The sequence below is a fragment of the Roseobacter sinensis genome, from assembly GCF_025755255.1.
GTDB lineage: Bacteria > Pseudomonadota > Alphaproteobacteria > Rhodobacterales > Rhodobacteraceae > Roseobacter > Roseobacter sinensis.
On sequence record NZ_JALIEB010000006.1, the window covers coordinates 224,720 to 237,620 of the forward strand.

Genomic DNA, 12,901 nt, shown 5'->3' on the forward strand with positions numbered 1-12,901 from the left:
GTTGTACCTGTGAGGCTGATCCCGTATCGGTTGCATAGGCTTGTCGGAGGAGGCTTCACGATGCTGGATGACACGGACATCCCCGGACGGATGCGGGACATGGGCCGCGCCGCACGCGCGGCGGCCACGCAGCTTGCCTTTGCAAGTGCCGAGCGCAAGCATGCCGCGCTGATCTCCGCTGCCGAGGCCGTGTGGCGCAGGCGTGCGGAGATCATCGAAGCCAATGCCAAGGACCTCGACTTCGGTCGGGAGAAAGGGCTGAGCGCGGCCATGATGGACCGCCTGATGCTCGACGAAGGCCGCATCCGGGGGATTGTCGACGGGCTGCGCGCCGTGGCCGAGCAGACTGATCCGGTGGGCGAGGTGATGGACGAATGGGACCAGCCCTCGGGGCTGCATATCCAGCGGGTCCGGACTCCGCTTGGGGTCGTGGGCGTGATCTACGAGAGCCGGCCGAATGTGACGGCAGATGCCGGCGCGCTGTGTCTCAAGGCCGGCAACGCGGTCATTCTGCGCGGCGGGTCGGAGAGCTTTCATTCGTCCTCTGCCCTGCATGCCTGCCTTGTGGAAGGGTTGCGCGATGCCGGTCTGCCTGAAGACGCGATTCAGCTGGTGCCGACCCGTGATCGCGCGGCGGTAAGCGAGATGCTGACCATGACCGATACGATTGACGTGATCGTGCCGCGCGGCGGCAAGGGCCTTGTGGGTCTTGTCCAGCGTGAGGCGCGCGTGCCGGTCTTTGCCCATCTCGAAGGGATCGTGCACATCTACATCGACAAGGCCGCCGACCCCGAGACGGTGCTGAAGGTGGTGCTGAATGCAAAGACGCGGCGCACGGGCATTTGCGGCGCAGCCGAGTGTCTGCTGATCCATGAGGATGTCGCGATGACCATCGGGCGCGGCGTAATCCGTGCACTGATCGATGCCGGTGTCGAGGTCCGCTGTGACCCGACCTTGTCGAGGATCGACGGGACCGTGGCGGCGACGGCCGAGGACTGGGGGCGGGAGTATCTCGACATGATCATCGCCGCGCGCACGGTGTCGGGCCTCGATGCCGCGATGGAGCACATCCGCGAGTACGGCTCGCAGCATACCGATTGCGTGCTGACCGAAGATGCCGAGATTGCGCGGCGCTTCCTGACCGAGCTCGACTCGGCCATCCTGATGCACAATGCTTCGACCCAATTCGCCGACGGCGGTGAGTTCGGCATGGGGGCCGAGATCGGCATCGCAACCGGCAAGATGCACGCGCGCGGCCCCGTCGGGGCGACGCAGCTGACGAGTTTCAAATATCTGGTGACCGGGAAAGGAACGGTGCGCGGCTAAGGAAATTCGCCTTGAACCCGCAACCCCAATCGCTACCTGATTTCAATGAAATCAACGCAATAGGTGATGTACTCTGCCTCGGTTTAAAGGCGAAACGCTCTAGAAGCGCAGTTTCACCTGTGTTTCGGACATCTCGGTGGCCAGCCGCCGCCCGGCATCCTCGGTGAGCATGGGCAGCAGCGCGAACTGAACCTGCGCCGGGCGCAGGTCGGTGGGCGCGTCTTTGGTCGTCAGGATGGTCCAGAGCGGTTCATCGATGTTCAGCTTGTCCGCCTCGCCATGCAGAAGCCACATATTGTCTTCATGGCTCACCTCGATGCGCCCGCCGTAGGGCATGGCGTTTTCGAGACATTGCAGCGCGAGAAACGCCATCCGCACCTCGCCTCGAGGCTGCGGATCGAGTGGCCCCCAGGCAACGGTGAGCCGCCCGCCGTCCATCAGATCGTCGAGAATGGAGACCACCTCGGCCCGGCCCATCATCTGTTCTCCGGCCGCGCCGAAGGCAATGCGGAAGAACCGGATGCGCGCGCTGGCATTGCCCACGCTTTCCTGGATCAGATCGATTTCGGGCCCGGGGGTGCCGCCCGACATGCCAAGCAGTTCCAACCCGTTGTTGATCGCACCGATTGGCGATATCAGATCGTGGCAGATGCGGCTGCCGATCAGTGCGGCAAGGTTAATGTTGCTCTGGCCCATCTACTGTCTCCTGCGCGAAAAGGGTGCCATGGAAGATTTGAACGCGATCCTGTCACCTGGCATGCTCGTTCGGCATCCAGACCGTCCCGACTGGGGCACCGGGCAAGTGCAAAGCAACGTAAATGCCCGTGTCACCGTGAATTTCCGGAACGAGGGAAAGATCGTCATTGATAGCACACGCGTTGCGTTGGTCCCGGTGTTTGATGGCTGAAGAACCTTGCCAAAAGGTTAACGCACACCTCTGGATTGTAAACTCTGCATCGGTGTTGCGTTGCAAGCGCAGTGCCGATTCACTAAGACCATCCCAGACTTCTGAGCAGCAGGATCACCCTCACTGACATGGACGCGCAATTGCAGACTTCCTTCGCGGTTCGGCTTGCCGAGACCGAAGACGACCTGAAGGCGGCGCAGCGTCTGCGATACGAGGTCTTCGTCGAGGAATTGGGGGGCGGTGGCGATCTGGTCGATCACGCGGCGCGGCTTGAACGGGACCGCTTTGATCCGTTTTTCGATCACATGCTGCTTTGGGATCAGAGCCGCGATGCGGTCGTCGGTGTCTATCGCGTGATGCGCGCGGATCAGGCGCGCGCGGCGGGGCAGTTCTACTCCGCAGATGAATACGACCTGTCCGTCCTGCTGAACTCCGGCCGGCGGCTGCTCGAACTGGGGCGGTCCTGCGTGCACCGGGACTATCGGGGCGGGATGGCGATGTATCATCTGTGGACCGGGGTTGCGGCGTATATTGACCGGCACCAGATCGAGGTGCTTTTCGGTGTCGCCAGTTTTCACGGCACGGAGGTTGCACAGCTGGCCGAGCCGCTGGCGCTTCTGCATCACCGTCATCTGGCGCCGGAGGACTTGCGCGTTCGGGCGCTGCCACAGGCCTTCCTGCCCATGGATCTGCTCCCCCCGGATCGGCTTGACGGCAAATCCGCCATGCTGGCCATTCCGGCCTTGATCAAGGCCTATCTGCGCCTCGGCGGGTTTGTCGGTGAGGGTGCTGTGATCGACCATGCGTTCAACACCACAGACGTGTGCCTTATCCTCGACACCGCGCGTATGAACCCGCGCCAGGCCCGGCTCTATCGCGGAGGCGCTGCGTGAGCGCCACCTGGTACGGGTCGCCGCCACCGCCGGTCCCGCCCTTGAGCCCCTTGGGCGGCCTGCTGATCGTCCTGCGCGGGGTGCCGCTCGCTCTGCTCGTCTTCGGCGGGCTTGCGCTGCTGCTGCTGGTCCGCCTGGTCGAGCGCCCGTTCTACGGTATGGCGCGGCCGATCACACCCTTAATCACGGTGTTCGTCTGTCGCAATGCGCTGCGGATCATGGGGCTGGGACTGAGGGTGACCGGCGCGCCGCAAAGCGGGCAGGGGGCGGCGGTGGCCAACCACTCCAGCTGGCTCGACATCTTCGTACTCAACGCCTCCAAGCGCATCTATTTCGTCTCGAAGTCCGAAGTGGCGGCCTGGCCCGGCATCGGCTGGCTGGCGCGCGCCACCGGCACCGTCTTCATCACCCGCGCACGTGCGCAGGCCAGCGCCCAGGCGGAGCTGTTCAGGGCGCGGCTGCGCGCCGGGCATCGGCTGCTCTTCTTTCCTGAAGGCACAAGCAGTGATGGGCAGCGCGTGCTGCCCTTCAAGACCAGTCTTTTCGCCGCCTTCCTGGCGCCGGAGCTGCGCGAGAGCCTTAATGTCCAGCCGGTCTCCGTGGTCTACGCGGCGCCCGCGGGGGCCGACCCGCGGGTCTACGGCTGGTGGGGCGACATGGACTTCGGCAGCCACCTTCTCGCGATGCTGGCCCGGCCCCGCCACGGCGAGGTGCGGGTGACCTATCACCCGCCGCTCAAAGTCGCGGATTTCGCGGACCGCAAGGCGCTGGCGGCTGCGTGCGAAGCACAGGTGCGGGCCGGGTTCGAACGATCAGGCGGGGCGGAGACCCCTCAGTGAAAGAAGACTGAATCCGGGACAAGCTCCAGCCCGTCGCTGTCAGGGCCCCACTCCATCATCAGGCAGGCCGTTCCCTTGCGCTGAAAGTAGGTGGCCTGCAGCGGGTAGTATCCGGCCACGGGAACTTCCACCTCGATCTCACCCGCATAGCCACAGGTGTGCACTTCATCGTAGTCCCCCACGATCTCGCCGCCGATGCTGATTTCCAGACCGTCGTTGTTCAGAAAGTCGAGGACGTAGGTGCCGGGCGCGTCAAACTTGATAAATCCCGAGATGTCTGCGGCGATTTTCATCGCCTTGCCCGAGGTCAGCGTCTCATCGCCTTCCGTGGTGTCATCATAGGACAGCCCGGCGAGAGGCGGGCCTTGCACGGTTTTGCGCTTCAGCGCGTTGCGCGCATCTTTCACGGTGCGGACATCGCCTGGAAAGGCATAAACGACCGCGAGGCCGGGGCTGAGGCTGGAGGCGGCGGGCTGCGGATCGGCGGGGCTCAGTTGCACCGCTTCCGCGGCTGCGAGCACCGGAACAGCAAAGAGGGCCGCCGCGACGGCGGTCTTGAGGAAAATTGTCATGGTCACTCCCGGTTGTTGATCTTTGGATCACCCGAACCTCTGCGGATCCGGTTGCGGTGATACTAGAGCGCAGCCGCAGCCGGTGACAAGAATGCAATGGGGCACGTGCGATCACGTCTTGCGCACGCCGGCGATTTCGCCTCTTGCGATCTGACGTGGCCTGACTTATACGGCGCGCACTGAAACCCGCAGGCGGGGTTTGGGCCTTTTGGGGGAGACATCCTCAAGGGTCCGCCGGTTGGCAGAGATCTGTCAGACCCCCGTCGAGGATAAAACCGGAAAGGTAGATACGACATGGCTCTTCCAGAGTTCTCCATGCGCCAATTGCTTGAAGCAGGCGTACACTTCGGCCACCAGACGCAGCGCTGGAACCCCCGTATGGGTCCATTCATCTATGGCGCGCGCAACGGCATCCACATCATGGACCTCACGCAGACCGTGCCGATGCTGGATGCGGCACTCAACGTGATCCGCGAGACCGTCGCAAAGGGCGGCAGCATCCTCTTCGTCGGAACCAAGCGTCAGGCGCAACAGCCGATCGCCGAAGCCGCCGAGAAATGCGCGCAATATTACATGAACCACCGCTGGCTCGGCGGCACGCTGACCAACTGGCAGACCGTCTCGCAGTCGATCAACCGTCTGAAGGCGATTGACGAGCAGGCCGAGCAGGGCTTTGCCGGGCTGACCAAGAAAGAGCGCCTCGGCATGGAGCGCGACCAGGGCAAACTGCAAGCCTCGCTGGGCGGGATCCGCGAAATGGGCGGCCGCCCCGATCTGCTCTTCGTGATCGACGTGAAGAAAGAAGCGCTGGCGGTGGCGGAAGCCAACAAGCTGGGCATCCCGGTGGTCGCCGTGGTCGACACCAACTGCGCGCCCGATGGCATCGATTACATCATCCCGGGCAATGACGACGCCGCGCGAGCCATCGCGCTTTATTGCGATCTGGCGGCCCGCGCAGCACTTGACGGTATGTCGGCGCAACTGGGTGCGGCGGGTGTCGATCTGGGTGAGATGGAAGAGGCTCCGGTCGAAGAGGCGATTGCCGAACCCGCGGCCGCAGAAACCGGTGAGCCGTCGTCGGAGACGGTATCGGATGACGCCATTGCAAGCGATGCGCCGCTCGATATCGAGTCCAAGGAAGAGACGGTGGAGAAGGCAACAAGCTGAGCCGCGTCACACGCATGACATATGGGGCAGAGATGACCTGCCCCAAAACAAGATGATTCCACCAAGAGGAGAACCTGAGATGGCGATCACAGCATCTATGGTCAAGGAACTGCGCGAGACGACCGGCGCGGGCATGATGGACGCGAAGAAGGCGCTGACCGAAACCGGTGGCGACATGGAAGCAGCGCAAGACTGGCTGCGCACGAAGGGTCTGGCCAAGGCGGCCAAGAAGTCTGGGCGTACCGCTGCTGAAGGCCTCGTCGCCGTCAAGGTCGACGGCAGCCATGGTGTTGCGGTTGAGGTCAACTCCGAAACCGATTTCGTCGGCAAGAATGCCGAGTTTCAGGAGATGGTGGCCGGCATCGCAGATGTGGCGCTGACCGTGTCTGACGTGGACGCGCTGAAAGAGGCGGATATGGGCGGCAAGCCCGTGGCCACCGTGGTGACCGACAAGATCGCCACCATCGGTGAGAACATGTCCGTGCGCCGCATGTCGTCCATCGACGGCGAGACGGTGGTTTCCTACGTGCACAACGCCGCGGCCCCAGGTATGGGCAAGATCGGGGTTCTGGTCGCGCTGACGGGGGGCGACGAGGCGTTCGGCAAGCAGGTTGCGATGCACATTGCCGCCGTGAACCCAGCGGCGCTCTCGGAAGATGACCTCGACCCGGCGGTGGTCGAGAAGGAAAAGCAGGTCCAGATCGAGATTGCGCGCGAAAGCGGCAAGCCCGAGCAGGTGATCGAGAAGATGATCGTCGGCCGCATGAAGAAATACATGTCCGAGGTCACGCTGCTGAACCAGTCGTTCGTTGTGAACCCCGATCTGACTGTTGCCGAGGCCGCGAAAGACGCGGGCGCGACCGTGACGGGCTTTGTTCGCCTGGAAGTCGGCGAAGGCATTGAAGTCGTCAAGGAAGACTTCGCCGCGGAGGTTGCGAAAGCAGCCAGAGGCTGAGCCTTCCAGGTGGAAACGAGAAAAGGGCGATGGTAAATCATCGCGTTTTTCCAATGGTTTGTGTTACGATCTTAATCTTCTAGATGAGCTTTCATCGCATCGAGCGCGAGCACGTATCCCTTTGCGCCGAACCCGCAGATCAGGCCCACGGCGATCTTGGCGATAAACGAGCGATGCCTGAACTCCTCTCGCGCATGCACATTGCTGAGATGCAGCTCGATTGTGGGCAGCGCGACGGAGGCGATGGCGTCCATCAGCGCAATCGAGGTGTGCGTGTAGGCGCCGGCGTTCAGAACGATCCCGTCATGCACACCTCGGGCTGCGTGGATCGTGTCGATCAAACTGCCCTCGTGATTGGACTGTTCGCAGGTGACGGCACAGCCGGCGCTGGCGGCCCAGTCTGCGCACATGGCTTCAACGTCTGCCAACGTGGTGTGCCCGTAGACCTCAGGCTGACGGGTGCCAAGGAGGTTGAGATTGGGTCCGTTCAGGACAAGGATTGAGGTCATAAGTCTCTCGCGCAGAAGGATTTCCCCTGCATAGACCTTGGATGTACGGCCTGTCCAGCGTCGGGGCAGGGCGCGCGGGGAAAGGGAAGGGGGCTTTGGCTGGTTTGCGGGGTGAGTTCGTCCGGCTGCAGGGGATCGACCTCAGACGCCGTTGGCCGCAGTCAAATGCCCGTAGCGGGGCGCGAGCATGCGCACACTGCCTGCCGGACCCGCGCCCAAGGCCAGGGTCGCATTGCGGAGCATGGCTATTCCCGCGTCGGAACTCTTCGGCAGGTCAGCCGCTGCGATCGGCGCACCGACCCGGATCCGGAAGGGCTGACGCTCCTTGTTGAGGGTCTCGTGAAACAAGGTGATGTCGCGCAGCGTCGGATGGAGCAGGTCGAGAATGTAGAAGAGCGCGGAGTTATGTGCCTCGATGTGGATCGGGATCACGGGCAGGTCGTATTTCCGGGCGATCATCGCAGCCGAGGCCATCCACGGCCGTTCATAGAGTCGCAGACCACGCCGCTTCGCCAGACGGCCTGAGGGGAAGATCACGCCGAGTCGTTGTTGCGCCACCGCGTCTCGGGTATAGGCCATGGTTTCTCTGGCCTTGCCGTGGCACCGCTTTTCATTACGCCACTCGACAGGGGCAATCATTTCCGAGAGCTGTGGGAGCACGCGCAGGATGTCCGCATTTGCATAAAAGAACAGGTCGGGGCGGATGGGGGAGAGCAGGTGGTGCAACATGATGCCATCCGCGATGCCCGTCGGGTGATTTGCCACAACGATTGCTGGGCCTGTCCGCGGCACGTGGTGCAGCCCGCCGACGCGTACATCCTGGGCAAGCAGATGGCCCATGTGGTGCATCAGATCCGCGGCAGGTTCGTTCTTGAGGGTGACCGCAAGACTGACTGTCTCGTGATAGCCAAGCAAAGCCATACATGTGCGCCGCGACACCCGGCTCACCGTGCCGGGCCGGAACAGCCAGGGGGCGCGTTCTGCAATCAGCGGATCAAGGCGCTCTTTCATGCCAAAACTTGAAACTGGCGAAGGTTACAGATGCGTGACATGCCTGTAAAACCTTTGGGACAGGGTGGCTACCGGCGGACTGCCGGCAGGGCCGCGCTGGACTTCGGCGAGCGCGCCGCAGCGCGCGCGTTTGCACCCGCGAGGAGGCTACCAATGCTGAACGGAATGTGAGCGAGGTGTTTTTGTCATAATGTCATCGCCTCAATGGAATGGTCGGGCTCTGTCACGGACGTGCCTCAGAGCCGTTCCGTACTATCCAGCAGCTTTCAGCGCGACGGCCAGGACATGGGCCTGCCGGTGCAACTCGGCGACGGATATCCGCCTTTGGTTCACGATCATGCGCCAGTAGAGCGGCGATGGAAGCAGGTCCAGCGCAAGCTTGCGGTCGAGGCTGACGGGAAGGTCTCCGCGCGCGATGGCCCGGTCGAGCAGGTCCTCGGCCCGCCCGCGACGCGCCATCGCGACCATCTCGAGCAACGGTGCCAATTCGTCTGATCGCGCCCGCTCGGCCAGAAGGTCGGGGAGGATGCGCCGGACTGTGGGGTGACGGAGGACGGTTCGAAGCGACCGCAGGAAGGCCGCGATATCCGCTTCGAGGCTGCCTTCATCCGAGATGGGTGTGACCGCCAGTGCGACATCCCTTACGGCTTCGTTGGCAAACGCACGCTTCGATGACCAGCGGCGGTAGATCGCCGCTTTACCTGCCCCCGCTTTCTTTGCGACACGCTCGAGGCTCAATGCAGCGTAGCCCCGCTCGGCCCATTCTTCGAAGAAAGCGCGATAGAGGGCCTGTGTCAGCTCAGGCCTTTGCAGCGCTGCGCCGGACAATCGTCGCGGCTTCTGATCCGGGTTGTTGTGCTTCATTCGCATCCTGCCTATGCTGCGTCGGCACGTTAGCGTTCCACTCATGGGAGAGGAACCGGAAATGGCGGCCAAAGGCGGAATCAATCGTCTCGCAAAATGCGAGCCTGTCCGGTGCGTCCGTCCAGCACCTCAATAGAATCGTCGATACGGTTGCGTTCCGATGAAAAATCCCCATCTTGTGCTTTGAAGGACCCTCAAGGAAGGAGCGTTCCGATGCCGAACACCGATCCACTGCCTGCGCTGACGACATTGCTGCGAGAGAGCCTGGGTGATCTTCTCGACCCGGCGGACAGTTTCCTGGAGATGTGCGCTGAGGATGTCGCCTTCGAGGCGCCATACGCTCCGGCCGGGTCGAATGTCCTGAAGGGCCGGGCCGCTGTGGCCAACTACCTCCCGGTGGTTCGTGAGCACTATGACATTCGGGAGTTGGCCGAGACTGCACTTTATCGAACCACCGATCCGGAGGTCGTGATCCTCGAGTTCGAGGCGCGCAACAGTACTGGTCGAAAAACCGGGCTGCCGTATGATCAGAGATACATCAACGTCATCTGGGTCCGAAACGGCAAGATTGTCGACTACCGCGACTACTGGAATCCTGTCGTGGCGCTTGCGGCGGTTGGGGGCACCGATGGCATGCCCGACGTCGTGAAGGGGAGTGCGGCCTGAGCTGCAGGGCGACGCCTCCCGGGTAGGGTTTCCGCGGGGGCCTGCGGGTGCAAAGTCTCACGGTCGCAAGCCTGTGCGCCGAGGGGTGTTCTTACAGTTGAAAAGTCGCGCAGCGACCATTGGAGTAGGCGCAGCGAATTGATGCTCTGTTCTGTGGAAGTGGCCTCTGACTTACCTGAGCCTCGGCTACCCGGTGTTTGGCACCGGGCGCCGATGTCTATGGGCCAGGCCAAGACATTGGCGGTTGTAAATGGGGTGTCGATCTTGGGGGATGCACGAAGGCAAGACCAATCGCCATGGGATGAGATGGCCAGATTTGCTCAACTGCTCAGGCGGTCCTGCGCAGCGGGTCGATCCTGATGATAGTCTTGCAGAAACGCCCTCAGTTGAACGAGGCTCATCGGCATCGCCAGCGCATAGCCTTGAACAAAGTCGCAGTTCATCTCTTCGAGCCGCTCAACGGCGGCCAGATCTTCGGCGCCTTCTGCGATGACAGGGACATCAAGAGAATGGGACATCTCGATGATCGACCGCACCAGACGTTCGGCGACACATTCCTGGCCAACGCCGACGATCAGTTTCTTGTCCACCTTGAGGTGAGCCGGTTCGACGTTCATAAGACCGAGAACGGAGGCGTTGGCCGAGCCGAAATCGTCAAGGTCGAGCCTGTGCCCATCTTCCCTGATGCGATCGAGGGTCCAGGCCAATCGGCCCTCGATCTGATCGAGGAGCATGGTTTCGACGAGTTCGAAGCGCAACTCGAATGGCAGCTTGGGCAGTCTGTCGAGCTTGGTGTGGAAGTCTTGCGAGACGAGACGGTCTGACGAGACATTGACCGCCAGGGAGCCGACGGGCACGCCGGATCGCTCGAGGTCCAGGAGCATCTCGATCGACTGTTCGAAAATGACCTCGTCGATCTTTTCGAGCAGGCCGACGTCTTCCGCAGATGTGATGAAATTGGCGGGCTCCAGAAGACCGCGACGGGGGTGTTGCCACCGCGCGAGGGCTTCAAGCCCCGAAAACCTTCGATCTGGAAGGCTGAATTGCGGTTGGAAGAATGGGACAAACTCCTGGTTTTCCAACCCTTCCTTGATTTCGGTGGCGAGCTGATGCTGTTCTTCCAGCGCCTGTCTCAATGCTGGTGTGAAGAGGGAATAGCGGTTCTTACCTGTTTTCTTGGCATCGTAGAGCGCGAGATCGGCCGCCTTGGTCAAGCCAGTGCGGTCTGATGCATCCCTTGGATATCCCGCGGTGCCAACGCTGGCGCCAATGGTTGGTTTTGCCCCATCAACGGACATCGGTTCGCGCAAACCGGTCACGATGTCATGTGCAATGCGGTCCACTGCGGTCTGGTCCGCATGGGGCAGCCAGATTGCAAATTCATCGCCGCCCATTCGGGCGACTTGCACCGAGGATCCATCGAAGCTGCGCGCGCTTCCAAGGTCTTCGAGCTTGCCGTCGGCCAGCCGGTCGACGCCGAGGATGTCAGACAATCGCTGCGCGACAGACCCGAGCACCTTGTCGCCGGCATCATGCCCATAGACGTCGTTGATGGATTTGAACCCATCGAGGTCGATGAGGAAGAGCGTGCCTTCGATGTGTTGCGCAACGGCCTTGTCGAGGCATTTCTGCAGAAACGTTCTGTTGGCAAGGCCAGTGATCGCGTCCACGTAGGCCAGTCCGTTGATGGTCGTCATGTTCTCGCGCAGCCGCTCGACCATGTGGTGGAACTGCTCCTGAAGGTCCGACAACTCGATAGGCAGGAGCCGTGAGGCCTTTGGCGGCCGCAGCTCCTGGAAATTGCCCTTTGCAATCGCGGTTGAGGCGCGCGAGACCTGCTCAAGCGGGCGGACCACGCGCAACGCAACGAAATAGGCAAGCAAGAGCGCGGTCGCTGTTCCGATGGCCAGCACAATGAGGCTGGAGCGGCGCGCGTCCTCAGCCCGTTGATACAGCTCGGAAATCGGTTGGGGTATCATGACGCCCCAGCCAACCGGATCAACAAAGGTGAAGCCTGCGATCATATCGCCGTCAAGAGCCGGGGAGTAGAAGGTTTCGACACCGGTTTCGCGGTTCAGCATTCTCTGGACGGCTGAAATCTTGGACATGTCCTTTCGCGTCCTTACCCAGTCCGGCAACGGGTGCGACAAGGCACGGCCCGTGTGATCGACAATGGCTGCATGTCCCATCACCCCAAAGGAGATCGCCTCGCCCAATTGCCGAAAGTAGGTCGTCCTGATCGCCCCGATGACGAGGTGTTCGCCCTTTTGCGTGACAAGATGGATGACGTTCTCGCCATTTGGCGCCTCGACAACGGAGCCAAAGGAGACGACTCCGGGTTCGGCGATGGAAGTCAGGCGGGAGAGAAGCTCGGCAGGGACGACCTCGGGGCAGGGTGCGGTGATGGGCGCCAAGGCATCGACAACCTGGCCGGTGCTAGGATCTGCCAGACACAAGTGCCTGAAACTGAGGTTCTCGAGGACACGTTTCGTTGACTCTGTGTACATCCAGTCATTTTGGGACGCCGCAAACAGGTCAAAGGTTGTCACCAGATCCCGATGGTATCTCTCCAAGGCGGCGGCGAGATTCCGGGCGAGCAGCAGATGCCGCTCATGGACCTCATCGAGTTCACCCTGCAGAACCTCGGAATGCGGCCAGGCCCGGAACAGCAACAACGGTCCAAGCGCCACAAGGAGGAAAATCAGCAACAAAAAATGCCTCAATCTCATTGTGGCGCACCTGGCTGTGGAAAAGCCTGCCGACCTTGCCGTTCAATGGCTTAACAAACGCCTATCGGATACAGGTGGTTTAGTTATGATTAGAACTATCCTGTATCGCTTTGTGACTGACGCGGATCAGGTGACCGTCATAGCCAAGGCGGTCGGCAGTCTAATTGGCTGTCCAATCATCGGTCAGCCGGTGGATCACATGCGTAGATCATCCAAGCGGGTGAATTGGGGTCGATGCGCTCGACGGGCGGATGATATCTCTGAGCATCGTTCCGCGACAGCTGCTCAGATGGAACTGCCGATTCTTCTGCAAAGACCGTATCGGTTCTCGTTGCTTTCCAGCAAGATAGGGGATTTGTCGCAACCCCGTTTAGAATGTGCAGTGCTGTGAACTCACGGTGAAGTGCAATTTCTGATATGTCTTTTTATTCCAATCGGTTCTGGATCTCCATCAGCTTGGCTT

13 protein-coding genes are annotated in these 12,901 nt (G+C 61.6%); 7 read left to right on the forward strand and 6 right to left on the reverse strand.

Annotated features, from left to right (window positions below):
* Positions 1–60 precede the first annotated feature (60 nt).
* Positions 61–1,326, forward strand: a complete 1,266-nt coding sequence (locus tag MUB52_RS11810) for a glutamate-5-semialdehyde dehydrogenase (RefSeq protein ID WP_263844427.1) — start codon at positions 61–63, stop codon at positions 1,324–1,326.
* Positions 1,327–1,425: 99 nt separating this feature from the next.
* Here the strand turns inward: MUB52_RS11810 and MUB52_RS11815 are convergent, their stop codons facing one another.
* Complete coding sequence (locus tag MUB52_RS11815) at positions 1,426–2,022, reverse strand: histidine phosphotransferase family protein (RefSeq protein WP_263844428.1); 597 nt, start codon at positions 2,020–2,022, stop codon at positions 1,426–1,428.
* Between the two features lie 28 nt (positions 2,023–2,050).
* Between MUB52_RS11815 and MUB52_RS11820 the strand changes: the two genes are divergently transcribed.
* From MUB52_RS11820 to MUB52_RS11830, 3 genes are all read left to right on the forward strand, one after another.
* Entirely contained in the window at positions 2,051–2,233 is a 183-nt protein-coding gene (locus MUB52_RS11820; protein WP_263844429.1) for a DUF3553 domain-containing protein, read from the forward strand.
* Positions 2,234–2,373: 140 nt separating this feature from the next.
* On the forward strand, positions 2,374–3,126 hold the full coding sequence (locus MUB52_RS11825; protein WP_263844430.1) for a GNAT family N-acetyltransferase: 753 nt from the start codon (positions 2,374–2,376) through the stop codon (positions 3,124–3,126).
* On the forward strand, positions 3,123–3,965 hold the full coding sequence (locus MUB52_RS11830) for a lysophospholipid acyltransferase family protein (protein WP_263844431.1): 843 nt from the start codon (positions 3,123–3,125) through the stop codon (positions 3,963–3,965). The genes MUB52_RS11825 and MUB52_RS11830 overlap by 4 nt, the downstream gene beginning before the upstream one ends.
* On the opposite strand, the gene MUB52_RS11835 is transcribed toward MUB52_RS11830, so the two are convergent.
* Complete coding sequence (locus MUB52_RS11835) at positions 3,959–4,537, reverse strand: PA14 domain-containing protein (RefSeq protein WP_263844432.1); 579 nt, start codon at positions 4,535–4,537, stop codon at positions 3,959–3,961. The genes MUB52_RS11830 and MUB52_RS11835 overlap by 7 nt on opposite strands.
* A gap of 294 nt (positions 4,538–4,831) precedes the next feature.
* Between MUB52_RS11835 and rpsB the strand changes: the two genes are divergently transcribed.
* The gene (rpsB, locus tag MUB52_RS11840) at positions 4,832–5,704 is read left to right on the forward strand and encodes a 30S ribosomal protein S2 (RefSeq protein WP_263844433.1); all 873 of its coding nucleotides are present in this window, start codon (positions 4,832–4,834) and stop codon (positions 5,702–5,704) included.
* Positions 5,705–5,783: 79 nt separating this feature from the next.
* Entirely contained in the window at positions 5,784–6,659 is an 876-nt protein-coding gene (gene tsf / locus MUB52_RS11845) for a translation elongation factor Ts (RefSeq protein WP_263844434.1), read from the forward strand.
* Positions 6,660–6,730: 71 nt separating this feature from the next.
* On the opposite strand, the gene aroQ is transcribed toward tsf, so the two are convergent.
* From aroQ to MUB52_RS11860, 3 genes are all read right to left on the reverse strand, one after another.
* Positions 6,731–7,168: a type II 3-dehydroquinate dehydratase gene (gene aroQ / locus MUB52_RS11850; protein ID WP_263844435.1), complete on the reverse strand. Its 438-nt coding sequence runs from the start codon at positions 7,166–7,168 to the stop codon at positions 6,731–6,733.
* A gap of 141 nt (positions 7,169–7,309) precedes the next feature.
* The gene (locus MUB52_RS11855; protein ID WP_263844436.1) at positions 7,310–8,179 is read right to left on the reverse strand and encodes a lysophospholipid acyltransferase family protein; all 870 of its coding nucleotides are present in this window, start codon (positions 8,177–8,179) and stop codon (positions 7,310–7,312) included.
* Positions 8,180–8,431: 252 nt separating this feature from the next.
* Positions 8,432–9,043: a TetR-like C-terminal domain-containing protein gene (locus tag MUB52_RS11860; protein ID WP_263844437.1), complete on the reverse strand. Its 612-nt coding sequence runs from the start codon at positions 9,041–9,043 to the stop codon at positions 8,432–8,434.
* A 213-nt stretch (positions 9,044–9,256) separates the two neighbouring features.
* Between MUB52_RS11860 and MUB52_RS11865 the strand changes: the two genes are divergently transcribed.
* A complete protein-coding gene (locus MUB52_RS11865) occupies positions 9,257–9,709 on the forward strand; it encodes a nuclear transport factor 2 family protein (protein ID WP_263844438.1) in 453 nt (150 codons plus the stop codon).
* 320 nt (positions 9,710–10,029) lie between these two features.
* Here MUB52_RS11865 and MUB52_RS11870 read toward each other — a convergent pair whose 3' ends face one another.
* Positions 10,030–12,438, reverse strand: coding sequence for a putative bifunctional diguanylate cyclase/phosphodiesterase (locus MUB52_RS11870; RefSeq protein WP_263844439.1), 2,409 nt, complete (start codon positions 12,436–12,438; stop codon positions 10,030–10,032).
* Positions 12,439–12,901: the final 463 nt, after the last annotated feature.

Excerpts from the sequence above, each read along its gene's own strand:
- MUB52_RS11810 (WP_263844427.1), top strand. The coding sequence starts at position 61 with ATGCTGGATGACACGGACATCCCCGGACGGATGCGGGACATGGGCCGC.
- MUB52_RS11815 (WP_263844428.1), bottom strand. The coding sequence starts at position 2,022 with ATGGGCCAGAGCAACATTAACCTTGCCGCACTGATCGGCAGCCGCATC.
- MUB52_RS11820 (WP_263844429.1), top strand. The coding sequence starts at position 2,051 with ATGGAAGATTTGAACGCGATCCTGTCACCTGGCATGCTCGTTCGGCAT.
- MUB52_RS11835 (WP_263844432.1), bottom strand. The coding sequence starts at position 4,537 with ATGACAATTTTCCTCAAGACCGCCGTCGCGGCGGCCCTCTTTGCTGTT.
- rpsB (WP_263844433.1), top strand. The coding sequence starts at position 4,832 with ATGGCTCTTCCAGAGTTCTCCATGCGCCAATTGCTTGAAGCAGGCGTA.
- tsf (WP_263844434.1), top strand. The coding sequence starts at position 5,784 with ATGGCGATCACAGCATCTATGGTCAAGGAACTGCGCGAGACGACCGGC.
- aroQ (WP_263844435.1), bottom strand. The coding sequence starts at position 7,168 with ATGACCTCAATCCTTGTCCTGAACGGACCCAATCTCAACCTCCTTGGC.
- MUB52_RS11855 (WP_263844436.1), bottom strand. The coding sequence starts at position 8,179 with ATGAAAGAGCGCCTTGATCCGCTGATTGCAGAACGCGCCCCCTGGCTG.
- MUB52_RS11860 (WP_263844437.1), bottom strand. The coding sequence starts at position 9,043 with ATGAAGCACAACAACCCGGATCAGAAGCCGCGACGATTGTCCGGCGCA.
- MUB52_RS11865 (WP_263844438.1), top strand. The coding sequence starts at position 9,257 with ATGCCGAACACCGATCCACTGCCTGCGCTGACGACATTGCTGCGAGAG.
- MUB52_RS11870 (WP_263844439.1), bottom strand. The coding sequence starts at position 12,438 with ATGAGATTGAGGCATTTTTTGTTGCTGATTTTCCTCCTTGTGGCGCTT.